The following is a 23,357-nucleotide window of genomic DNA, read 5'->3' as shown; positions in this document are numbered from 1 at the left end:
CGTCTAGCTTGCCCCATCATTTCGGGCATTGAGTTGACTAGGGAAGTTGCTATTGCATGTGGCGTGAAACCAAAATTCTGCTGATTGATGACGATAGCGTCCGCCGCCGCGACCTGGCGGTGATTTTAAATTTTCTTGGCGAAGAAAATTTACCCTGCGGTAGCCATGACTGGCAGCAGGCTGTCGGCTCTTTGTCATCAAGTCGTGAAGTGATCTGTGTCCTCATCGGGACAGTCAATGCTCCTGGTGCACTTCCGGGCTTGTTAAAGACACTCTCTACCTGGGATGAGTTCCTTCCGGTTTTGTTAATGGGCGATAATTCTTCCGTTGACCTGCCTGAAGACCAGCGTCGCCGAGTGCTTTCGACCCTGGAAATGCCGCCCAGCTACAGCAAACTGCTCGATTCGTTGCACCGTGCCCAGGTCTATCGCGAGATGTATGACCAGGCGCGCGAGCGCGGACGTCACCGTGAACCCAATCTTTTCCGCAGTCTTGTCGGCACCAGCCGGGCGATTCAACACGTCCGCCAGATGATGCAGCAAGTCGCCGACACCGACGCCAGTGTGCTGATCCTCGGCGAGTCCGGCACCGGCAAGGAAGTGGTCGCGCGTAACCTGCACTATCACTCCAAGCGTCGTGATGCGCCGTTCGTTCCGGTCAACTGCGGGGCGATCCCGGCCGAGTTGCTGGAAAGCGAATTGTTCGGTCATGAGAAGGGCGCCTTCACCGGTGCAATCACCAGCCGCGCCGGACGCTTCGAACTGGCCAATGGCGGCACGCTGTTCCTCGACGAGATCGGCGACATGCCGCTGCCGATGCAGGTCAAGCTGCTGCGCGTACTTCAGGAACGCACTTTCGAGCGCGTGGGCAGCAACAAGACCCAAAGCGTCGATGTGCGCATCATTGCAGCGACCCACAAGAATCTCGAAAGCATGATCGAGATCGGCACCTTCCGCGAAGACTTGTACTACCGCCTGAACGTGTTCCCGATCGAGATGGCGCCGCTGCGCGAACGTGTCGAAGATATTCCGCTGCTGATGAACGAATTGATCTCGCGCATGGAACATGAAAAGCGCGGTTCGATCCGTTTCAACTCCGCGGCGATCATGTCGCTGTGCCGTCACGGCTGGCCGGGCAACGTTCGCGAACTCGCCAACCTGGTGGAGCGCATGGCGATCATGCATCCGTACGGGGTCATCGGCGTCGTCGAGCTGCCGAAAAAATTCCGCTACGTCGATGATGAAGATGAACAGTTGGTCGACAGCCTGCGCAGCGATCTTGAGGAGCGCGTGGCCATCAACGGTCATACTCCGGACTTCACGGCCAACGCCATGCTGCCACCGGAAGGCCTGGACCTGAAAGACTACCTCGGTGGTCTGGAACAAGGCCTGATTCAGCAGGCGCTGGATGATGCCAATGGCATCGTGGCGCGTGCTGCCGAGCGGCTGCGGATCCGTCGTACCACGCTGGTAGAGAAGATGCGCAAGTACGGCATGAGCCGCCGCGAGGGTGATGAACAGGCGGATGATTGACGCCTGTTTTTCAAGTCGTTCATTTGTAGGCGGTTTTTTTTAGGCACGGGTATTGCTACATCCCTCGCAACGTTCCGTTTAACTGACGGTCAGCCAAGCGAGAGAGCCCGATGCCCCAAGCCGCCCAGATGTCTCCTGTCCCTGATGCTTCGGGTCAAACGTCGTCCGTAGAGCAGGCAAGCCGGCTTGGCCTTGAGCAGGCTTTCGCGCTGTTCAATCAGATGTCCAGCCAGTTGACCGACTCCTACAGCATGCTCGAAGCCCGGGTCACCGAGCTCAAGGGGGAGCTGGCGGTGGTCAGCGCTCAGCGCATGCAGGAACTCGCGGAAAAAGAACGCCTGGCCAACCGTCTGCAAAACCTCCTCGATCTATTGCCCGGCGGGGTTATTGTCATCGACGCTCAAGGCATTGTGCGCGAAGCCAATCCCGCTGCCTGTGAACTGCTCGGCCTGCCCCTTGAAGGCGAGCTGTGGCGTCATGTCATTGCCCGTTGCTTCGCGCCGCGTGAAGACGATGGGCACGAGATATCGCTCAAGGACGGTCGGCGCCTGTCGATCGCCACTCGCTCGCTGGACGCAGAGCCTGGCCAGTTGGTGTTGCTCAACGACCTGACCGAAACCCGTCATCTGCAGGACCAGTTGGCTCGCCACGAACGTCTGTCGTCTCTCGGTCGAATGGTCGCGTCGCTGGCTCACCAGATTCGTACGCCGTTGTCCGCCGCATTGCTCTATGCCAGTCATTTGACCGAGCAAGAGCTGCCGGTTGCCACGCAGCAACGATTTGCCGGACGGCTTAAAGAGCGTTTGCATGAGCTGGAGCATCAAGTGCGCGACATGCTGGTGTTCGCTCGTGGCGAGCTGCCGCTGACCGATCGCATCACCCCGAAAATGCTGTTGCAGTCCTTGCAGGCAGCGGCGCTGACCCACGTGCAGGATTTGCCGGTTCGCTGGCAATGCGACAGTCATGCGGGAGAGCTGTTGTGCAATCGTGACACGCTGGTCGGGGCGATACTCAATCTGATCGAGAACGCGATCCAGGCCAGTGCCGGCGACGTGCGCTTGAAAGTCCATCTCTACACCCGAGACAACAACCTGCGTGTCTGCGTCAGCGACAGCGGCAGCGGCATCGATACAAAAGTGCTGGCGCGTTTGGGCGAGCCATTCTTTACCACTAAAACTACCGGGACCGGCCTTGGCCTGACCGTGGTCAAGGCAGTGGCTCGTGCCCATCAGGGAGAATTGCAGTTGCGCTCGCGGTTGGGCCGTGGCACCTGCGCGCAGGTGATTCTGCCGCTTTTTTCTGATGAGAAGCGCAGTGCTCAGGGAGTGGAGTGAACGACATGGGGATCAAGGTTTTACTGGTCGAGGATGACCGCGCGTTACGCGAAGCGCTGGCCGATACGTTGTTGCTCGCAGGGCATGACTACACCGCTGTGGGTTCGGCGGAAGAGGCGCTGGACGCCGTCGGAACCGAGGCGTTCAACCTGGTGCTCAGTGACGTCAACATGCCGGGCATGGACGGTCATCAACTGCTTGGATTGCTGCGTGCTCGCCAGCCGCAGCTGCCGGTGTTGCTGATGACGGCGCATGGCGCGGTAGAGCGGGCAGTCGATGCGATGCGTCAGGGTGCGGCGGATTATCTGGTCAAGCCGTTCGAGCCAAAGGCCTTGCTGGATCTGGTCGCTCGGCATGCGTTGGGCAGTCTCGGCGCTGCCGACATTGAAGGGCCTGTAGCCTTCGAACCGGCGAGCGCACAATTGTTGGAATTGGCTGCGCGGGTGGCGCGCAGTGATTCTACGGTATTGATCTCCGGCGAGTCCGGGACCGGTAAAGAGGTGTTGGCGCGTTACATCCATCAGCATTCTCATCGCGCCAGTCAGCCGTTTATCGCGATCAACTGCGCGGCGATTCCCGACAACATGCTCGAGGCCACGTTGTTCGGACACGAAAAGGGCTCGTTCACTGGCGCCATCGCGGCGCAGGCCGGCAAGTTCGAGCAGGCCGACGGCGGAACCATTCTGCTCGACGAAATCTCCGAAATGCCCCTTGGTCTTCAAGCCAAATTGCTGCGGGTGTTGCAGGAGCGTGAAGTCGAGCGGGTTGGCGCGCGCAAGCCGATCACGCTGGACATTCGGGTTGTGGCGACCACCAACCGTGATCTGGCCGGGGAAGTGGCTGCCGGGCGTTTCCGTGAAGACCTTTACTATCGCCTGTCCGTGTTTCCATTGGCCTGGCGTCCGTTGCGCGAACGCACCGCCGACATCCTGCCGCTTGCTGAGCGGCTGCTGACCAAACACGTCAATAAAATGAAGCATGCTGCGGCTCGACTGTCGCCCGAGGCGCAGGCGTGCCTGATCGGTTACCCATGGCCGGGCAACGTGCGGGAGTTGGACAACGCGATTCAGCGCGCATTGATTCTGCAGCAGGGCGGTGTGATCCAGCCGCAGGATTTCTGCCTGGTCGGGCCTGTTGCCTGTGCGCCGTTACCGGCATTGGCCGTCGTGGCGTTGCGGGTTGCGGAGGTCGAATCCGAGTCTGCCGGTGCGCTGGGCGACGATCTGCGTCGCCGCGAATTCCAGATGATCATCGACACCTTGCGCTCCGAACGGGGGCGTCGCAAAGAAGCGGCGGAGCGTTTGGGCATCAGTCCGCGCACCCTGCGCTACAAGCTGGCGCAAATGCGTGATGCCGGAATGGACGTTGAAGCGTACTTGTTCGCCACCTGATTTATTTTGTAGGAGCGAGAGCGAAGGACAGGCTTTTGTTCAGAGCGGCCACGGAGCTGGCACCCTTGTTGCTAACACCTCACTACCCGCCGAGTGAGTGTCAAAAAATTGCGGGTCGCCAATGAGAGTAGACCATGAGCCAAGGTATTGAATTCAATCGGTTGATGCTGGATATGCGCTCCATGCAAATGGACGCCATGTCTGCGCCGAAATCGACTGCCGCCGTCCCTGAAATGAGTGGCAGCAGCTTTTCCGACATGCTCGGTCAGGCCGTCAATAAAGTGAACGACACCCAGCAGGCTTCCAGTCAGTTGGCCAGTGCCTTCGAAATCGGCAAGAGTGGCGTCGACCTGACGGACGTGATGATTTCTTCGCAGAAAGCCAGCGTGTCTTTTCAGGCGTTGACCCAAGTGCGTAACAAGCTGGTTCAGGCCTACCAAGACATCATGCAGATGCCGGTTTAAGGACGAGATTGAGTCATGGCAGAAGCAGTCGCCGATAACGTTCCGGCCAAGGCCACTCCGATAGACGGCAAACCGCCGCTGTTCGGCTTGTCTTTCCTGGAAAACCTCTCCGAGATGACCATGTTGCGTCAGGTGGGCCTGTTGGTCGGCCTGGCTGCGAGCGTGGCGATTGGCTTCGCCGTGGTGTTGTGGTCCCAGCAGCCGGACTACCGGCCTCTGTACGGCAGCCTTGCAGGTATGGACGCCAAGCAAGTCATGGATACCCTGGCTGCCGCTGACATTCCCTATACCGTTGAACCGAACTCCGGTGCCTTGCTGGTCAAGGCCGATGACTTGTCCCGTGCGCGTCTGAAACTCGCGGGCGCTGGTGTCACTCCCAGCGACGGCAACATCGGTTTCGAGATCCTCGACAAGGATCAGGGGCTCGGCACCAGCCAGTTCATGGAAGCGACCCGTTATCGTCGTGGCCTCGAAGGCGAACTGGCCCGGACCATCTCCAGCCTGAACAACGTCAAGGGTGCCCGCGTGCATCTGGCGATTCCGAAGAGTTCGGTGTTCGTGCGCGACGAGCGCAAGCCGAGTGCTTCGGTGCTGGTTGAGCTGTATTCCGGTCGCTCGCTGGAGCCGGGCCAGGTGGTGGCGATCATCAACCTGGTCGCGACCAGCGTTCCGGAATTGAGCAAATCGCAGATCACCGTCGTCGACCAGAAGGGCAACTTGCTCTCGGATCAGGCGGAGAACTCTGAACTGACCATGGCCGGCAAGCAATTCGATTACAGCCGTCGCATGGAAAGCATGCTCACTCAGCGTGTGCACAACATCCTGCAACCGGTGTTGGGCAACGACCGCTATAAAGCGGAAGTCTCGGCGGACGTGGATTTCAGTGCTGTCGAGTCGACCTCGGAGCAATTCAACCCGGACCAACCGGCGTTGCGCAGCGAGCAGTCCGTTAACGAACAACGCACCACCAGCAATGGCCCGCAAGGCGTGCCGGGTGCCCTGAGCAACCAACCGCCAGCGCCGGCCTCCGCGCCGCAAACCACCGGTGGCGCTACCGCGTCAGCCGGCATGGTGCAGCCAGGCCAGCCGCTGCTGGATGCCAACGGTCAGCAAATCATGGACCCGGCCACCGGCCAGCCGATGCTGGCACCGTACCCGGCGGACAAGCGTCAACAATCCACCAAGAACTTTGAACTCGACCGTTCCATCAGCCACACCAAGCAACAACAAGGGCGTTTGAACCGCCTGTCGGTGTCGGTAGTGGTGGACGATCAGGTCAAGATCAACGCGGCCAACGGCGAAACCACCCGTGCACCGTGGAGCGCCGACGAATTGGCGCGCTTCACCCGTCTGGTACAGGACGCCGTCGGTTTCGACGCCAGCCGTGGCGACAGCGTTAGTGTGATCAACATGCCGTTCTCCGCCGAGCGCGGTGAAGTGATTGCCGATATTCCGTTCTACTCCCAGCCCTGGTTCTGGGACATCGTCAAGCAAGTGCTGGGTGTCTTGTTCATCCTGATACTGGTGTTCGGTGTGCTGCGTCCGGTGCTCAACAACATCACCAATGGCGGCAAAGGCAAGCAGCTGGCCGGTTTTGGCAGCGACGTGGAACTCGGCGGCATGGGCGGCCTGGATGGCGAACTGGCCAACGACCGCGTCAGCCTCGGCGGCCCGCAAAGCATCCTGCTGCCGAGCCCGAGCGAAGGCTATGATGCACAGTTGAACGCAATCAAGAGTCTGGTGGCAGAAGACCCGGGCCGTGTGGCCCAGGTCGTGAAAGAGTGGATTAACGCAGATGAGTGATAACCGAGCCGCTGTCGCCAAACTGTCCCGGGTTGATAAAGCCGCGATTCTGCTGCTGTCCCTGGGGTCTACCGATGCCGCGCAAGTGCTGCGCCACATGGGGCCCAAAGAGGTCCAGCGTGTGGGTGTGGCCATGGCGCAGATGGGTAATGTGCACCGCGAGCAAGTCGAACAGGTGATGAGCGAGTTCGTCGATATCGTCGGCGATCAGACCAGCCTGGGCGTCGGCTCCGACGACTACGTGCGCAAAATGCTCACCCAAGCGCTGGGCGAAGACAAGGCCAACGGCCTGATCGACCGGATCCTGCTGGGCGGCAACACCAGTGGCCTTGATAGCTTGAAATGGATGGAGCCGCGCGCGGTCGCCGACGTGATCCGTTACGAGCACCCGCAGATCCAGGCGATCGTGGTGGCGTATCTTGACCCGGACCAGGCCGGCGAAGTGCTGGGCAACTTCGACCACAAGGTACGACTGGACATCATTCTGCGGGTTTCCTCGCTGAACACCGTGCAGCCAGCCGCCCTGAAAGAACTCAACCAGATTCTCGAAAAGCAGTTCTCCGGCAACTCGAATGCCTCGCGCACCACCCTGGGTGGCATCAAGCGTGCGGCCGACATCATGAACTTCCTCGACAGCTCGATCGAAGGTCAGTTGATGGACTCGATCCGCGAAGTCGACGAAGACCTGTCCGGTCAGATCGAAGACCTCATGTTCGTGTTCAACAACCTGTCCGATGTCGACGACCGCGGGATTCAGGCGTTGCTGCGCGAAGTGTCCTCCGACGTGCTGGTCCTGGCCCTCAAAGGTTCCGACGAAGGCGTCAAAGAGAAGATCTTCAAGAACATGTCCAAACGGGCGGCCGAACTGTTGCGCGACGACCTCGAGGCCAAAGGCCCGGTACGTGTCAGCGACGTGGAAACCGCACAGAAAGAAATCCTCACCATTGCTCGCCGTATGGCCGAAGCCGGAGAAATCGTTCTCGGCGGGAAGGGCGGCGAAGAGATGATCTAAGGTCACTATGTCGTCCAAACATGATGAGTCCAACACCGACCTGATCCGTGCCAAGGACGTCGGTGGTTTCGATGTCTGGTCGCTGCCCAGTTTCGACCCGCATGTGCCGGAACCCGAGCCGGAGCCTGAGCCCGAGCCGCCGGAAATGGAAGAAGTGCCGCTGGAAGAAGTCCAGCCACTGACCCTCGAAGAGCTCGAAAGCATTCGCCAGGAGGCCTACAACGAAGGCTTTGCGACGGGTGAAAAAGAAGGTTTTCACAGCACTACGCTCAAGGTCCGTCAGGAAGCAGAGGCCGTCCTGTTGCCGAAAGTCGCTGCCCTGGAGCAGTTGATGGCCAACCTGTTCGAGCCCATCGCCGAGCAGGACACCCAGATCGAAAAGTCGCTGGTCGACCTCGTTCAGCACATCACCAGACAGGTGATTCAGCGCGAACTGGCGATTGACTCGACACAGATCGAACACGTCATGCGCGAAGCCCTCAAGCTGTTGCCGCTGGGCGTGGGCAACGTGCGGTTGTACATCAATCCGCAGGATTTCGAGCAGGTCAAAGCTCTGCGCGAGCGCCATGAAGAAACCTGGCGCATCGTCGAGGACGAAGCGTTGTTGCCTGGTGGTTGCCGGGTCGAGACTGAGCACAGTCGTATCGACGCCACCGTTGAAACCCGCGTCGCCCGGGTCATGGACAAGCTGTTCGATCAATTGCATGAACAGGCGCTGCACCCGGCCGAGCCGGACCTGAGCCTGGAGTTACCGATCGACACCAAGCCTGCCGTCGAATCAGAACCGGAAGCAGATCCCGATGCGCCTTGATCGCACCAGCTTCGCCAAGCGCCTGGGCAGTTACGCCGAGGCCACGGAGCTGGCCGGCGCACCAATTCTTGAAGGCCGCTTGCTGCGCATGGTCGGCCTGACCCTCGAAGCCGAAGGCTTGCGCGCCGCCATGGGCAGCCGCTGCATGGTGATCAACGACGACAGTTACCATCCGGTGCAGGTCGAAGCCGAAGTCATGGGCTTCTCCGGCAGCAAGGTCTTTCTGATGCCGGTCGGCAGCGTCGCCGGCATCGCGCCCGGTGCCCGCGTGGTGCCGTTGGCTGATACCGGTCGTCTGCCGATGGGCATGAGCATGCTCGGACGGGTGCTTGATGGCGCCGGTCGTGCGCTGGACGGCAAGGGCGGAATGAAGGCCGAAGACTGGGTGCCGATGGACGGGCCGACGATCAACCCGCTCAAGCGTCACCCGATCAGCGAGCCGCTGGACGTGGGCATTCGCTCCATCAACGGCTTGTTGACGGTCGGTCGCGGCCAGCGGCTCGGGCTGTTTGCCGGTACCGGCGTCGGCAAGAGTGTGCTGTTGGGCATGATGACCCGCTTCACCGAGGCCGACATTATCGTCGTTGGGCTGATCGGCGAACGGGGTCGCGAAGTTAAAGAGTTCATCGAGCACATCCTCGGTGAAGAAGGCCTCAAGCGTTCAGTGGTCGTGGCGTCCCCGGCGGACGATGCGCCGCTGATGCGTCTGCGCGCCGCCATGTATTGCACGCGAATCGCCGAGTATTTTCGCGACAAGGGCAAGAATGTCCTGTTGCTGATGGACTCCTTGACCCGTTTCGCCCAGGCCCAGCGGGAAATCGCCCTGGCCATTGGCGAGCCGCCGGCGACCAAGGGCTATCCGCCATCGGTGTTCGCCAAGTTGCCGAAACTGGTGGAGCGGGCCGGTAACGCTGAAAAGGGCGGCGGTTCGATCACCGCGTTTTATACCGTGTTGTCCGAAGGCGACGACCAGCAGGATCCGATCGCCGACGCCGCGCGGGGTGTACTCGACGGGCACATCGTCCTGTCCCGGCGTCTGGCCGAGGAAGGGCATTACCCGGCCATCGACATCGAAGCGTCGATCAGCCGGGTCATGCCGTCGGTGGTGTCGCCGGAGCACATGAACCGCGCTCAGTATTTCAAGCAGTTGTGGTCGCGTTATCAACAGAGTCGCGACCTGATCAGCGTGGGCGCCTACGTGCCCGGCGGAGATCGGGAAACTGACCTGGCGATTTCCCTGCAACCGCAACTGGTCAAATACCTGCGCCAGGGATTGAACGACAGCATCAGCCTGGGTGAAAGCGAAGCCTATCTCGGCTCGATCTTCGCGCCCGCGGCTGGCGGCTAATCGATCATGGCCCAGAGTCGGGCAGGGCGCTTGGCGCCGGTGGTCGAAATGGCCGAAAAGGCCGAGAAAACCGCCGTCCAGCGGTTGGGCCATTTTCAGGGCCAGGTTCGCTTGGCCGAAAGCAAACTCGCCGACCTTGAAGCCTTTCGACTCGATTATCAGGAGCAATGGATCGTGCGCGGCAGTAGCGGCGTCTCGGGCCAATGGCTGCTGGGTTACCAGGGCTTCCTCGCGCAACTGGGCACGGCCATCGATCAGCAACGGCAAAGCCTGGCGTGGCATCAGAACAATCTGAACAAGGCGCGGGAAACCTGGCAGCAGGCGTTTGCCCGGGTCGAGGGCTTGCGCAAGCTGGTTCAGCGCTATGCGGACGAGGCGCGGCAGCTGGAAGACAAGCGCGAGCAGAAGCTGCTGGACGAGCTGTCCCAGCGCTTGCCGCGCGAGAGTCCGTATTGAATCAGCCTGACCGCGTTATCGTTCTTCGTCGGAACGCCCCCCGGAGCTTGCCCGCGAAGACTTGCTCGGAAACTTCACAAATTTCCAGCCTTGCCCCCATCTCCACCAAGTGCTAAACCTTGTACAAGTATGTTCACCAATGACAAGGAAGCCGTTCAATGTCAGTTGTTACAGAAGTCTCCCCGAATGGGCAAAAACTGACGATATCGATCAAGGGACGATTCGATTTCGCCAAACATCAAGAATTTCGAGAATCCTACGAGAATCTTGAGCCAAAACCCGAGTCCTTCGAAGTGAACTTGAAGGACGCCACTTACCTCGACAGTTCCGCGCTAGGCATGTTGTTGCTGTTGCGTGATCACGCCGGTGGCGAGAACGCCGAGATCACGCTGACCAACGCCAACGCCGATGTGCGCAAGATCCTCGCCATCTCCAACTTCGAACAGATCTTCGACGTGGCGTGACGGCCGTGCAATCGTTGTTCGAGCCGCTGACAATCCTGATCGCTGAAGACAGCGCGGCCGACCGCATGCTGTTGTCCACTATTGTCCGCCGTCAGGGGCATGAAGTCCTGACGGCGGCCAACGGTGCCGAAGCGGTCGAAGCGTTTCGCCAGCAGCGACCGCAGCTGGTCTTGATGGACGCCATGATGCCGGTGATGGACGGTTTCGAGGCGGCGCGGCAGATCAAGACGCTGGCCGGGGAAACCCTGGTACCAATCATCTTCCTGACGTCGCTGACCGAAAGCGAAGCCTTGGCGCGCTGCCTGGAGGCCGGCGGTGACGACTTTCTGGCAAAACCCTACAACCAGGTGATCCTCGCCGCCAAAATCAAGGCGATGGACCGCTTGCGCCGGTTGCAGGCCACCGTGCTGGAGCAGCGAGACCAGATCGCCCGGCATCACGATTACCTGCTCAACGAACAGCGTGTGGCCAAAGCTGTGTTCGATAAGGTCGCCCACTCTGGCTGCCTGAACGCCCCCAATATCCGCTACCTGCAATCGCCCTATGCGCTATTCAATGGTGATTTGCTGCTGGCGGCATTCACTCCGGCCGGCGACATGCACGTGCTGCTTGGCGATTTCACCGGCCATGGCTTGCCGGCCGCCGTCGGGGCGATGCCCCTGGCCGAGGTCTTCTACGGCATGACCGCCAAGGGTTATGGCCTGTCGGAAACCCTGCGCGAGATGAACGCCAAGCTCAAGCGAATCCTGCCGGTGGACATGTTCTGCTGTGCGACGCTGCTGTGCCTGAGCTTTCAACGGCGCTCGGTGGAAGTCTGGAATGGCGGGATGCCGGACGGTTACCTGCACAGTGTCGCCACTGGCGAGCGCACACCGCTGACGGCTCGGCATTTGCCGCTTGGCGTGCTGAGCCCGCAGACGTTCGATGACTGCACCGAAGTATTTCCAATGGCGGTCGGGGACCGGGTGTTCCTGTTGTCCGACGGGGTAATCGATACGTGCGATGCCAATGAGCAGTTGTTTGGTGTCGGGCGATTGCAGCAGGTGTTTGCGGCCAACCGTCAGCCCGACCGGCTTTTCGAGGAGATCGAACAGGCGCTGCGGGATTTTCGCGGTGAGGCTCGCGATGATGTCAGCATGGTCGAGGTCAGCCTGTTGGAGGCTGAACAGCTGAGTCCGCCGGCGCTGGTCTATTCCGATAGCGGTCAGTCCTGCCCGCTGGACTGGTCGGTGAGTTTCGAGTTTCGCGCTGCCACCCTCAAGCGCTTCAACCCACTGCCGTATCTTTTGCAGTTGCTGCTGGAGGTCCATGGTTTGCGCGCCCAGAGCGGCGCGCTCTACAGTGTCCTCGCGGAGTTGTACTCCAATGCGCTAGAGCATGGCGTGCTGGGACTGGACTCAAGCCTGAAGCGCGATGCATCGGGTTTTGCCCGGTATTATCAGCAACGCAATGCACGTCTGGACGAGTTGCAGGATGGCTATGTGCGGGTGCATTTACAGGTCACGCCCAGAGGTGAGGGCGGTTGCCTGACGATTCGTGTCGAAGACAGTGGCAAAGGGTTTGATGTCGATCGGGTGATGGCGCGCCCCCTAGATGGCGTCCGTCTGTCGGGACGTGGTGTCAGTCTGATCCGCCAATTGAGCCGCAGCGCCCAATGGTCCGACGATGGTCGTAGTGCCCGCGTGGAATTTTTCTGGGAGGCTCTGGCATAATCCGCGCATTCTTGATCAAGGAGTGAGCAAGTGGCTGACACACATCTGGACCGCGACGTGCTGAGCGCGTTGCAAGAGGTCATGGAGGATGAGTATTCGACGTTGCTGGATACCTTTCTCGCCGATTCCAAAGAGCGCTTGAGTCTGCTGCGCAAGGCAGACGACGCCGAGACGCTTGGTGCCACTGCGCACAGTTTCAAGGGCAGTTGCAGCAACATGGGCGCCATTCGCCTCGCGCAGCTGTGCAATGAACTCGAGCAGCGAGCCAGGCAGACACCCTTGGAAGGTATCGAGAAACTGGTCGGTGAAATCGATGGCGAATTCGCCATTATCCGCCCCCTCTATGAAGCAGAGCGCCAGCGCTCTCTCGCTGACGGTGCGACCGTCCGGCGTTTTTAGCGCCGATAGAACAAAACTGGCGCAACCCTTGCAGCAATCTCCGCAACTGTACCTACGATCCCAGTGCAGCGGAGACCGTTTCATGCCCGTTACCCCCAATATTCTTCTTCAGGCCGCCGCCCAGGCCAAGACTCAAGCCGCCTCCGCCAATCCACCGGCGCTGTCCGCTGAGTCCGGGGACAAGGCGTCCAGTTTCGCTCAGGTCTACGCCAATCAAGCCCAGAACAAGACCTCGGCGGCCTCCGATGGATCGGCGAAGCCGGTGCGCGACAAAACCCCGGACAGCCCTGATAAAAAGAGCGTCGGCGACGACAAGTCTGCCGCCCCGGAACCGACGGTTGCCGATAGCGGCAAATCCTTGCCCGCCGACAAACCGGCGCCGGCTGACGACAAGACCGCCAGCGATGATGCGGCGGCTACTGTAGAAACTCCGGTAGCCGACACTGCACCGGTTGATCCTGCCCTTGATCCTTCATTGCTGCCAGCGTTGCAGGCTGTGGCGGCGGCTCCGGTTCCGCAGGCGCCGCCAGTGGTGGTCACTGAGCAGCCGCCAGTCCAGGCGCCTGTTGCTGCGCCAGTGACGGCGGCACAAGTGGCTGCGCCTGCGGATGACGCGTTCGATCCTGAAGCCGATCCGCTGGATGCGCTGCCGGCCGTGCGTATGGCCATGGAGCAGGGCGGTCATATTTCCGCTGCCAGTCAGGCGCAACCCAAGGCCGCACCGACGGCTGCTCAGGCCCAGGCTGACGGCGAACCTACCTCGGCGCAGAACTTTGCCGCCGGCATGGCGGGCATGCTCGATGTGCAGGCGGACAAGGACAGCACCAGCCAGGGCGGTGAGAAAGCTTTCAGTGGGCTGATCGATGACGGCCTCAAGGACTTGAAGTCGGCCAGCAGCGACACCCGTGTCGATGACTTCGCCAACCGCCTGGCGGCGCTGACCCAGGCTGCCACACCGAAAACCGCCAACGCGGTGCCAGTGAATCAACCGATTGCGATGAATCAAAGCGGCTGGACCGAGGAAGTGGTGAACCGGGTCATGTACCTGTCCAGCGTCAATCTCAAGGCAGCTGATATCCAGCTGCAACCAGCCGAGCTGGGGCGCCTCGACATTCGGGTGAACATGGTGCCGGATCAGCAGACACAGGTGACCTTTATGAGCGCGCATCCAAGCGTTCGCGAAGCGCTCGATGGGCAAATGCACCGCTTGCGTGACATGTTTGCGCAGCAGGGCATGGGGCAGGTCGATGTCAACGTTTCCGACCAGTCGCGTGGCTGGCAGGGGCAGGGTCAGGAACAACAGGCTCAGCAGGGGCAGGGCGGACGCACCAACGCTAGCGGTGGTCGCCTCGATGGCGTGGATGAAGAGCTAGCGCCAACCGTTGCCGAAGTGGCGGCCAGTACGACCAGCGTCATCGGTTCCAGCGCTGTCGACTACTACGCCTGACAGGACCAAACACCAACTCTGTGGGAGCGGGCTTGAACGCGATAGCGGTGCAGCAGTCGATGCAAATGTTGACTGTCCGGCCCTCATCGCGGGCAAGCCCGCTCCCACAGGATTTGCCGTCTTTCAGGCTACGGCCGTCCCCCCTCCCATCTCCCTCTCGACACTTCTGGCATAACACTTGCTCTGGCCTTGCCGTGCGACTGTGAAAACCCGAATAGTGACGGATTATTGGCATGGCGAAGAGCGAAGCAGCAGCAGTAAAAGACCCCGCAACCAAAGGCAAACTCAAGCTGATCATTGTGGTCGTGGTGGCCCTTCTGCTGGCGATCGGCTTGTCCGTGGGAGCGACCTGGTTCTTCATGCACAGCGCCCAGAGCAAACCGGTCGCTGCGGCTGAAACCGCCCCGGTCGGCAAGCAGCCGGCGGTTTTCGAGCAAATGGCGCCGGCCTTCGTGGCCAATTACAACCAGAACGGCCGCCAGCGCTACATGCAGGTGAGCATCACCATGCAGGGTCGCAATCAGGCCGACCTGGAAGCGCTCAAAGTTCACATGCCGGTCATCCGCAACAACCTTGTCATGCTGTTTTCCGGGCAGGATTTCGCGACCCTGGCGTCGCCGGTCGGTCAGGAAATGCTGCGTCAGAAAGCCACGGCCAGCGTCCAGGAAGTGGCGCAGAAAGAGCTTGGCAAAGTAGTCATCGAACAGTTGCTTTTCACTAATTTCGTACTGCAGTAGGAACACGACATGGCCGTGCAGGACCTGCTGTCCCAGGATGAGATCGATGCGCTGTTGCATGGTGTCGACGATGGTCTGGTACAGACCGATACCGCTGCCGAGCCCGGCAGCGTCAAAAGCTACGACCTGACCAGCCAGGATCGCATCGTCCGTGGACGCATGCCGACCCTGGAAATGATCAACGAGCGTTTCGCCCGCTACACCCGTATCAGCATGTTCAACATGCTGCGCCGCTCGGCGGACGTTGCCGTCGGTGGTGTGCAGGTGATGAAGTTCGGCGAATACGTGCACTCGCTGTACGTGCCGACCAGCCTCAATCTGGTCAAGATCAAGCCGTTGCGAGGCACCGCGCTGTTCATCCTCGACGCCAAACTGGTGTTCAAACTGGTGGACAACTTTTTCGGCGGCGACGGCCGTCACGCAAAGATCGAAGGGCGTGAATTCACCCCGACCGAACTGCGGGTGGTGCGCATGGTGCTGGAACAGGCCTTCGTCGATTTGAAGGAGGCCTGGCAGGCGATCATGGAAGTGAACTTCGAGTACATCAACTCGGAAGTAAACCCGGCCATGGCCAACATCGTCGGCCCGAGCGAAGCCATCGTGGTGTCGACCTTCCACATCGAACTCGATGGCGGTGGCGGCGACCTGCACGTGACCATGCCGTACTCGATGATCGAGCCGGTGCGTGAAATGCTCGACGCCGGCTTCCAGTCGGACCTCGACGATCAGGACGAGCGTTGGGTCAATGCCCTGCGCCAGGACGTACTCGATGTCGACGTGCCGATTGGTGCCACGGTTGCCCGTCGCCAGTTGCGCCTGCGCGACATTCTGCATATGCAGCCGGGGGACATCATCCCGGTCGAAATGCCGGAAGAAATGATCATGCGCGCCAACGGCGTGCCTGCGTTCAAGGTCAAGATGGGCTCGCACAAAGGCAACCTCGCGTTGCAAGTGATCGAGCCGATCGAGCGCCGTTGACCGGCGCCTCTTCACATTCGCTTTTAACTGACGGCTGCCTTTGAAGGGTTGCCCGCCGAGGACACATAATGGCAGACGATATGAATACCCAGGACGACCAGGCGCTGGCTGACGAATGGGCTGCGGCCCTGGAAGAAACCGGCGATGCCGGGCAGGACGACATCGACGCTTTGCTGGCCGCTGACGCTGCCGGTTCGTCGTCCAACCGTCTGCCCATGGAAGAGTTTGGCAGCGTGCCGAAAAACAACGATCCGGTGACCCTGGACGGTCCGAACCTGGACGTGATCCTCGACATCCCGGTGTCGATTTCCATGGAAGTCGGCAGCACCGACATCAACATCCGTAACCTGCTGCAACTCAACCAGGGGTCGGTGATCGAGCTCGATCGTCTGGCCGGTGAACCGCTGGACGTGCTGGTCAACGGTACGTTGATCGCTCACGGTGAAGTCGTGGTGGTCAACGAGAAGTTCGGCATCCGCCTGACCGACGTGATCAGCCCAAGCGAACGCATCAAGAAGCTGCGCTGAGTGAACAAGGTTCTGGGGTTAGTGCTGGCCTTGCCGTTCAGTGTTCTGGCGGCCGAGCCGGTGGCGACTGTTGCCGCGGCCCCTGCGGTCAGCAGCGGTGTGGCGGGGCAGTTGACGCAACTCGTGCTCGGTTTGCTGCTGGTGCTGGGGTTGATCTTCTTCCTCGCCTGGCTGCTGCGCCGGGTCCAGCAAGCCGGACCGGCCGGAAAAGGGCAGGTGATCGAGTTGATCGGTTCCCGGGCGTTGGGTCCACGTGACCGATTGATGCTGGTGCAGGTCGGCAACGAGCAGATTCTGCTTGGTTTGAGCCCTGGCACCATCACCGCGCTGCATGTGCTCAAGGAGCCGGTGCACGTGCCGGTCACCGAGAAAGCGACCCCGGAGTTTGCCCTGCGCCTGATGGAGCTGATGGGCAAGGATCAGAAGGATAAGAAGTAATGGGTGCGCTACGCATCATCTTGACGCTGGCCCTGATGCTGGCTGCGCCGCTGGCCGTCGCCGCCGATCCGTTGTCGATCCCGGCGATTACCCTGGGCACCAACGCCAATGGCGCTCAGGAATACTCGGTCAGCCTGCAAATCCTGTTGATCATGACCGCGCTGAGTTTCATTCCGGCGTTCGTCATGCTGATGACCAGTTTCACCCGGATCATCATTGTCTTCTCGATCCTGCGTCAGGCCCTGGGCCTGCAGCAGACGCCGTCGAACCAGATCCTCACCGGCATGGCGCTGTTCCTGACCCTGTTCATCATGGCGCCAGTGTTCGACCGGGTGAACCAGGATGCCTTGCAGCCGTATCTGGCGGAAAAACTCACCGCGCAAGATGCCGTGGCCAAGGCCCAGGTGCCGATCAAGGACTTCATGCTGGCGCAGACGCGCAGCAGTGATCTGGAGCTGTTCATGCGCCTGTCCAAGCGCACCGACATTGCCACGCCGGATCAGGCGCCGCTGACCATTCTGGTGCCGGCCTTCGTCACGTCCGAGCTGAAAACCGCTTTCCAGATCGGCTTCATGATCTTCATTCCATTCCTGATCATCGACCTGGTCGTCGCCAGTGTGCTGATGGCCATGGGTATGATGATGCTCTCGCCGCTGATCATTTCCCTGCCGTTCAAGATCATGCTGTTCGTGCTGGTGGATGGCTGGGCGCTGATCATCGGTACATTGGCAAGCAGCTTCGGCGGTGTTTCGCCATGACGCCGGAAGTTGCGGTAGACATCTTTCGCGAAGCACTCTGGCTGACCACCATGATGGTCGCGGTGCTGGTGATTCCGAGTCTGTTGGTGGGCCTGCTGGTGGCGATGTTCCAGGCCGCCACGCAGATCAACGAACAGACCCTGAGCTTTCTGCCGCGCCTGCTGGTCATGCTGGTGACCCTGATCGTCGCCGGCCCGTGGCTGGTGCAGACGTTCATGGAGTACATCCTGCAGTTGTACGGCAATATTCCTCGGGTCATCGGCTAAACCATGCCGTCGCTGCTGCAACTGACCGATACCCAGATCAGCACCTGGGTGGCGACGTTCATGTTGCCGTTGTTTCGCATCGGTGCCTTGCTGATGGTCATGCCGGTCTTCGGTACGACCCTGGTGCCCAAGCGAGTGCGCTTGTATTTCGCCCTCGCGATCACCGTCGTGATTGCCCCCGGTTTGCCGCCGATGCCGCCGGTCAATGCGCTGGACTTGAGCGGGCTGCTGCTGATTGCCGAACAGATCCTCATCGGCGCGGTGTTTGGGTTCGCCCTGCAACTGTTCTTCCAGGCCTTCGTGGTCGCCGGGCAGATCGTTTCGATTCAGATGGGCATGGGCTTCGCGTCGATGGTCGATCCCACCAACGGCGTTTCGGTGGCGGTGATCGGGCAGTTTTTCACCATGCTGGTGACGCTGTTGTTCCTGGCCATGAATGGCCACTTGGTGGTCTTCGAAATTCTCACTGAAAGCTTCACCACGTTGCCGGTCGGTAGCGGGTTGATGGTTTCACAATTCTGGGACCTGGCCGGCAAGCTCGGTTGGGTGCTGGGTGCGGCGTTGATGCTGGTGCTGCCAGCGATCACGGCGCTGTTGGTGGTCAACATCGCGTTTGGCGTGATGACCCGCGCCGCGCCGCAGCTGAACATTTTTTCCATCGGCTTCCCGCTGACCCTGGTGCTCGGGCTGTTCATCGTCTGGGTAGGGCTGGCGGACATCATCAATCAGTATCAACCGCTGGCTACCGAGGCCTTGCAGTGGTTACGCGAACTGGCACGGGCGCGCTGAGTCATGGCTGAGAGCGAGAGCGGTCAGGACAAAACAGAAGACCCCACGGAGAAACGTAAAAAGGACTCCAGGGAAAAAGGCGAGATTGCGCGCTCCAAAGAGCTCAATACCCTGGCGATCATGCTCGCCGGTGCCAGTGCGCTGCTGATCTTTGGCGGGGCTTTGGCGCAGGACATGATGGAACTGATGCGCATGAACTTCACGCTGTCGCGGGAAGTGATTCTGGATCAGCGCAGCATGGGCGCCTTCCTTCTGCACTCGGGGCAGATCGCCCTGCTGTCGATTCAGCCAGTGATGATCACCTTGCTGCTGGCGGCGTTTCTCGGCCCGATTTCTCTCGGCGGCTGGCTGTTCGCGGCGGGCTCGCTGGCACCGAAATTCAGTCGCATGAACCCCGGCGCAGGGCTGAAGCGGATGTTCTCGGCCAAGGCACTAGTGGAACTGCTCAAGGCCCTGGCGAAGTTTTTCATTGTGCTGTTCGTCGCACTGGCGGTGTTGAAATCCGACATCGACGACTTGATGCGCATTGCGCATGAGCCGTTGGACATGGCGATCATTCACAGCCTGCAAGTGGTTGGCTGGAGCACCCTGTGGATGGCCTGCGGCTTGATCATCATCGCCGCTGTCGACGTGCCGGTGCAGCTGTGGGAAAGCCACAAGAAACTGCTGATGACCAAGCAGGAAGTGCGCGACGAGCACAAGGATCAGGAAGGGAAGCCAGAGGTCAAACAGCGTATTCGCCAGTTGCAACGCGAGATGTCCCAGCGCCGAATGATGGCGGCCATTCCTGAGGCCGACGTGGTCATTACCAACCCGACTCACTACGCCGTGGCGCTCAAATACGACCCCGACAAGGGCGGGGCGCCGATGCTGATTGCCAAGGGCAATGATTTCCTGGCGCTGAAGATTCGTGAGATTGCCGTGGCGAATGAGGTGTTGTTGCTGGAATCGCCTGCTTTGGCGCGGTCGATCTACTACTCCACCGAACTTGATCAGGAAATCCCTGGCGGGCTCTATCTTGCCGTCGCCCAGGTGCTCGCTTACGTCTACCAGATCCGACAGCACCGGGCTGGCAAGGGTAAACGGCCGGATCCGCTGAAGGATGACTTGCCGATTCCGCCGGATTTGCGGCGGGATTCTTGAAGGACCTAGCGTTTATTGAAAATGCTGATCGCGAATACGATAACGTTCAGCCTGTAAAACATCGACTTCGCCAGGTATGGCTGAATTCATTCTTTTTTTATATGAGGAAATTAATCCTCGATCCAGACCTTTACGACTTATGAGCGCAAGCCGCGTTGAAATGTCAGGACCGTTATCTGATTCAATCGCTGGAATAGAATGCGATAACCTGCTTGATCAGTAGCTGCTCCGTTATTTATAAGTTTGTTGTAAGGTTGTTCGAAAGGGTGTGCTATGTATCTAGGATCCATAAACTCACGAGTTTCGGGGCGTGCAGCCCTGTAAGCGAGTTGTTCAAGCCGCATGGAAGCTTGGGGTGGTTTGCTGCTTGTAGATATGCTCAGGTCGAACTGGTCTCTTGTAAAAACTGATAGTTGTGCATCACTTATTAGTTCGGGGATTTTAGTTTCTATTTCAATAATTCGGGCGTGAGCGCGCGTAGCTTCTTCAGGAGTTATTCCTGGCCTTGATACAAATCGACTACCAAAGCTCGAAATTGGTGTTGGTGCTGACGGTTGCCTGCCTAGTAGACGGGCAAAGAACTCTCGAACATGTCCAGTTGAATCGGTATTGTTAATTGGATCTCCCAAACAATACATATACGAATTCAGTCCGCCGTCTCCAAACGGACTCCAACTATCCGGACAATTAAACCGCATCAACACCGGATTAAACGCCCGATACCCATTCCCCAACAAGTAACAACCGGTAACCGGATCCGGCCGTTCGCCGTTAAAGCCAAGCAGGCTTAGCAATCCATTTTCAGGGCGGTGGTGGCCGTAGGGCGTATACGCGATAGGTCGTCGTGTTTGATTGGCATTAAGGGTCTGCAGCACGGAGCGCTGCTGATCAGTGGCCAGCAACGTGGTACTGAGTGCATCGCCCTCGCTCTGCTGCTGCGCCAGTATTTGGTCGCCGTGTTGCAGTAGCGAATACCGGTTCACACCCTGGATCTCGGTAGCCAAACGGCTTTTGCAATAAAACCGCTGCCGCTCAGGCGCACTCGGCTGCTCATTGGCTATCAGCCGGTCGAGGGCGTCGTAGCGGTAATGGCAGAGCAGCGTGTTGCGCCGTGATTGCATGAGTGAGCGCTCCGACGTTAAGAATGACAGGCACTCAGTATTGGTGGTTTGGCCTGGGTCGGGTACTAGCAGAACTGATAGGTTCATTGACCTTTGGTCCGTCAGATTGGCTTTTCAGTGACGCACTTTTCCGGATGCTCATCCCGGACTTGCCCCCGATGAGGCCCTCCGAGACGACACAGCTCTCCCTGTTTTAACCCCCGGCAAAAAGTTGGAAGGCTTCTTGCAGTAGCCGCCCTGCGCCTGCTTCAGGCGTCAAAAGTTTGCTTTAAAGGAACGGGGAAAACCGGTGGATCGCTCTCAGTTACTCAACAGTGCCCGCACAAACGTTGCCGACTTAAGTCGGGGCAATCTGGGCGTGCCGTTGTTGCTGCTGGTCATGCTGGCAATGATGATGTTGCCGATACCGCCGTTCCTGCTGGACGTGTTCTTCACGTTCAACATTGCCTTGTCCATCGTTGTGTTGCTGGTCTGCGTCTACGCCTTGCGACCACTGGATTTTGCGGTGTTCCCAACCATTCTGCTGGTGGCGACGCTGATGCGGCTGGCGCTGAACGTGGCCTCCACGCGGGTGGTGATGCTTCACGGGCAGGACGGCCATGCCGCCGCCGGTAAGGTGATCCAGGCGTTCGGTGAGGTGGTGATCGGCGGTAACTACGTGGTCGGTATCGTGGTCTTCGCGATTTTGATGATCATCAACTTCGTCGTGGTCACTAAGGGTGCCGGGCGGATTTCCGAGGTGAGCGCGCGTTTCACCCTCGATGCGATGCCTGGTAAACAAATGGCGATCGACGCCGATCTGAACGCCGGCCTGATCGATCAGAACCAGGCCAAGCTGCGCCGGATGGACGTGGCCCAGGAGGCCGAATTCTACGGTTCCATGGACGGTGCCAGTAAGTTCGTGCGCGGTGACGCCATCGCCGGTTTGCTGATTCTGTTTATCAACCTGATTGGCGGCATGGCGGTCGGTATCTTCCAGCACGGCATGACCTTTGGCGATGCGGGCAGGGTTTACGCGCTGCTGACCATCGGTGACGGTTTGGTGGCGCAATTGCCATCACTGTTGTTATCTACAGCGGCTGCGATCATGGTGACCCGTGCTTCGGGTTCGGAAGACATGGGCAAGCAGATCAATCGCCAGATGTTCGCCTCGCCGAAGGCGCTGGCCGTGGCGGCGGGTTTGATGGCGGTCATGGGCCTGGTGCCCGGCATGCCGCACTTCTCCTTCCTGAGCATGGCGGCCCTGGCGGCCGGCGGTGCGTATCTGTTCTGGAAGAAGCAGAACATCGTCAAGGTTCAGGCCTTGCAAGAGGTCAAGCGTCAGCAGGAATTGCTGCCATCGCCGGCACGCGCTCAGGAAACCAAGGAGCTTGGCTGGGACGATGTGACGCCGATCGACATGATTGGCCTGGAAGTCGGCTATCGTCTGATTCCGCTGGTAGACCGCAACCAGGGTGGTCAGTTGCTGGCGCGGATTAAAGGCGTGCGTAAAAAGCTGTCCCAGGATCTGGGCTTCCTGATGCCGACTGTGCATATCCGTGACAACCTCGACCTCGCACCGAGCGCCTATCGCCTCACCTTGATGGGGGTGATCCTGGCCGAAGCGGAGATTTATCCGGACCGCGAGCTGGCGATCAACCCCGGCCAGGTCTACGGCTCGCTCAACGGTATTACCGCCAAAGATCCGGCTTTCGGGCTGGAGGCGGTCTGGATCGAAGTCAGTCAGCGTGCACAGGCACAATCCCTCGGTTACACCGTGGTCGATGCCAGTACGGTAGTGGCAACCCACTTGAACCAGATTCTGTACAAGCACTCCAGTGAGCTGATCGGCCACGAAGAAGTGCAGCAACTCATGCAATTGCTGGCCAAAAGCTCGCCAAAACTGGCCGAGGAGCTGGTGCCGGGCGTGGTTTCGTTGTCGCAGCTGCTCAAGGTGCTCCAGGCGTTGCTGGCCGAGCAGGTGCCAGTACGCGACATTCGGAGCATCGCCGAGGCGATCGCCAACAATGCCGCCAAGAGTCAAGATACTGCCGCTTTGGTCGCCGCGGTGCGCGTCGGCGTATCCCGTGCAATCGTCCAAAGCATTGTAGGGACTGAGTCCGAGCTTCCAGTTATCACCCTGGAGCCAAGGTTGGAACAAATATTGCTCAATAGTCTTCAGAAGGCAGGACAAGGCTCGGAAGAGGGTGTTCTGTTGGAGCCAAGCATGGCTGAAAAACTGCAACGCTCGTTGATCGATGCGGCGCAGCGTCAGGAAATGCAAGGTCAACCGGTGATTCTGCTGGTGGCCGGCCCGGTTCGCGCGATGCTGTCGCGATTCGGCCGACTGGCAGTCCCGGGTTTGCACGTGTTGGCTTACCAGGAAATCCCTGACAACAAGCAAGTGACCATCGTTGCGACAGTAGGGCCCAACGGCTGAGGTAGTGG

General features: G+C 59.7%; 23 protein-coding genes. 22 read left to right on the top strand and 1 reads right to left on the bottom strand.

Going from position 1 to position 23,357, the window contains the following annotated elements:
* Positions 1–56 precede the first annotated feature (56 nt).
* From Q7W83_RS19050 to flhB, 21 genes are all read left to right on the top strand, one after another.
* A complete protein-coding gene (locus tag Q7W83_RS19050) occupies positions 57–1,532 on the top strand; it encodes a sigma-54 dependent transcriptional regulator (protein ID WP_150630239.1) in 1,476 nt (491 codons plus the stop codon).
* A 110-nt stretch (positions 1,533–1,642) separates the two neighbouring features.
* Complete coding sequence (locus Q7W83_RS19045) at positions 1,643–2,866, top strand: sensor histidine kinase (protein WP_150630238.1); 1,224 nt, start codon at positions 1,643–1,645, stop codon at positions 2,864–2,866.
* Between the two features lie 5 nt (positions 2,867–2,871).
* Positions 2,872–4,257, top strand: coding sequence for a sigma-54-dependent transcriptional regulator (locus Q7W83_RS19040; RefSeq protein WP_473656496.1), 1,386 nt, complete (start codon positions 2,872–2,874; stop codon positions 4,255–4,257).
* Positions 4,258–4,391: 134 nt separating this feature from the next.
* Positions 4,392–4,721, top strand: a complete 330-nt coding sequence (fliE, locus tag Q7W83_RS19035; protein WP_150630236.1) for a flagellar hook-basal body complex protein FliE — start codon at positions 4,392–4,394, stop codon at positions 4,719–4,721.
* 15 nt (positions 4,722–4,736) lie between these two features.
* The gene (gene fliF, locus Q7W83_RS19030) at positions 4,737–6,524 is read left to right on the top strand and encodes a flagellar basal-body MS-ring/collar protein FliF (RefSeq protein WP_150637700.1); all 1,788 of its coding nucleotides are present in this window, start codon (positions 4,737–4,739) and stop codon (positions 6,522–6,524) included.
* On the top strand, positions 6,517–7,536 hold the full coding sequence (gene fliG / locus Q7W83_RS19025) for a flagellar motor switch protein FliG (RefSeq protein ID WP_003184041.1): 1,020 nt from the start codon (positions 6,517–6,519) through the stop codon (positions 7,534–7,536). The genes fliF and fliG overlap by 8 nt, the downstream gene beginning before the upstream one ends.
* 7 nt (positions 7,537–7,543) lie before the next feature.
* On the top strand, positions 7,544–8,347 hold the full coding sequence (fliH, locus tag Q7W83_RS19020) for a flagellar assembly protein FliH (protein WP_150653820.1): 804 nt from the start codon (positions 7,544–7,546) through the stop codon (positions 8,345–8,347).
* Positions 8,337–9,695, top strand: coding sequence for a flagellar protein export ATPase FliI (gene fliI / locus Q7W83_RS19015; protein WP_150637704.1), 1,359 nt, complete (start codon positions 8,337–8,339; stop codon positions 9,693–9,695). The genes fliH and fliI overlap by 11 nt, the downstream gene beginning before the upstream one ends.
* Positions 9,696–9,701: 6 nt before the next feature.
* Positions 9,702–10,151 carry a flagellar export protein FliJ gene (fliJ, locus tag Q7W83_RS19010; protein ID WP_150630232.1) on the top strand — a complete coding sequence of 150 codons (450 nt, stop codon included), beginning with the start codon at positions 9,702–9,704 and terminating at the stop codon, positions 10,149–10,151.
* A gap of 158 nt (positions 10,152–10,309) precedes the next feature.
* On the top strand, positions 10,310–10,615 hold the full coding sequence (locus tag Q7W83_RS19005) for an STAS domain-containing protein (RefSeq protein WP_150637707.1): 306 nt from the start codon (positions 10,310–10,312) through the stop codon (positions 10,613–10,615).
* Between the two features lie 5 nt (positions 10,616–10,620).
* Positions 10,621–12,327: an ATP-binding SpoIIE family protein phosphatase gene (locus tag Q7W83_RS19000; protein WP_150630230.1), complete on the top strand. Its 1,707-nt coding sequence runs from the start codon at positions 10,621–10,623 to the stop codon at positions 12,325–12,327.
* Between the two features lie 30 nt (positions 12,328–12,357).
* The gene (locus tag Q7W83_RS18995) at positions 12,358–12,726 is read left to right on the top strand and encodes an Hpt domain-containing protein (protein ID WP_150630229.1); all 369 of its coding nucleotides are present in this window, start codon (positions 12,358–12,360) and stop codon (positions 12,724–12,726) included.
* Between the two features lie 82 nt (positions 12,727–12,808).
* Positions 12,809–14,173: a flagellar hook-length control protein FliK gene (locus tag Q7W83_RS18990; protein ID WP_150637709.1), complete on the top strand. Its 1,365-nt coding sequence runs from the start codon at positions 12,809–12,811 to the stop codon at positions 14,171–14,173.
* Between the two features lie 233 nt (positions 14,174–14,406).
* Complete coding sequence (gene fliL, locus Q7W83_RS18985) at positions 14,407–14,910, top strand: flagellar basal body-associated protein FliL (RefSeq protein ID WP_150637711.1); 504 nt, start codon at positions 14,407–14,409, stop codon at positions 14,908–14,910.
* A 9-nt stretch (positions 14,911–14,919) separates the two neighbouring features.
* Positions 14,920–15,888, top strand: a complete 969-nt coding sequence (gene fliM / locus Q7W83_RS18980) for a flagellar motor switch protein FliM (protein ID WP_008024584.1) — start codon at positions 14,920–14,922, stop codon at positions 15,886–15,888.
* 68 nt (positions 15,889–15,956) lie between these two features.
* Positions 15,957–16,415 carry a flagellar motor switch protein FliN gene (fliN, locus tag Q7W83_RS18975; RefSeq protein ID WP_008039811.1) on the top strand — a complete coding sequence of 153 codons (459 nt, stop codon included), beginning with the start codon at positions 15,957–15,959 and terminating at the stop codon, positions 16,413–16,415.
* Entirely contained in the window at positions 16,416–16,853 is a 438-nt protein-coding gene (fliO, locus tag Q7W83_RS18970; RefSeq protein WP_150653821.1) for a flagellar biosynthetic protein FliO, read from the top strand. It begins immediately after the preceding gene.
* Positions 16,853–17,611: a flagellar type III secretion system pore protein FliP gene (fliP, locus tag Q7W83_RS18965; RefSeq protein ID WP_150630225.1), complete on the top strand. Its 759-nt coding sequence runs from the start codon at positions 16,853–16,855 to the stop codon at positions 17,609–17,611. Before fliO ends, fliP begins: the two co-directional genes overlap by 1 nt.
* Positions 17,608–17,877, top strand: coding sequence for a flagellar biosynthesis protein FliQ (gene fliQ / locus Q7W83_RS18960; protein WP_008024593.1), 270 nt, complete (start codon positions 17,608–17,610; stop codon positions 17,875–17,877). The genes fliP and fliQ overlap by 4 nt, the downstream gene beginning before the upstream one ends.
* 3 nt (positions 17,878–17,880) lie before the next feature.
* The gene (gene fliR / locus Q7W83_RS18955) at positions 17,881–18,666 is read left to right on the top strand and encodes a flagellar biosynthetic protein FliR (RefSeq protein ID WP_150630224.1); all 786 of its coding nucleotides are present in this window, start codon (positions 17,881–17,883) and stop codon (positions 18,664–18,666) included.
* Between the two features lie 3 nt (positions 18,667–18,669).
* Positions 18,670–19,809, top strand: a complete 1,140-nt coding sequence (gene flhB, locus Q7W83_RS18950; protein WP_150630223.1) for a flagellar biosynthesis protein FlhB — start codon at positions 18,670–18,672, stop codon at positions 19,807–19,809.
* A gap of 137 nt (positions 19,810–19,946) precedes the next feature.
* On the opposite strand, the gene Q7W83_RS18945 is transcribed toward flhB, so the two are convergent.
* Positions 19,947–20,930: an RHS repeat-associated core domain-containing protein gene (locus Q7W83_RS18945; protein ID WP_473656491.1), complete on the bottom strand. Its 984-nt coding sequence runs from the start codon at positions 20,928–20,930 to the stop codon at positions 19,947–19,949.
* Between the two features lie 289 nt (positions 20,931–21,219).
* On the opposite strand from Q7W83_RS18945, the gene flhA reads away from it, so the two are divergent.
* A complete protein-coding gene (gene flhA / locus Q7W83_RS18940) occupies positions 21,220–23,349 on the top strand; it encodes a flagellar biosynthesis protein FlhA (RefSeq protein ID WP_150630221.1) in 2,130 nt (709 codons plus the stop codon).
* Positions 23,350–23,357 lie beyond the last annotated feature (8 nt).

The organism is Pseudomonas sp. 300 (assembly GCF_055803035.1).
The sequence above is the reverse complement of the archived record's forward strand: the minus strand, read 5'-3'. Positions and strand labels throughout refer to the sequence as shown.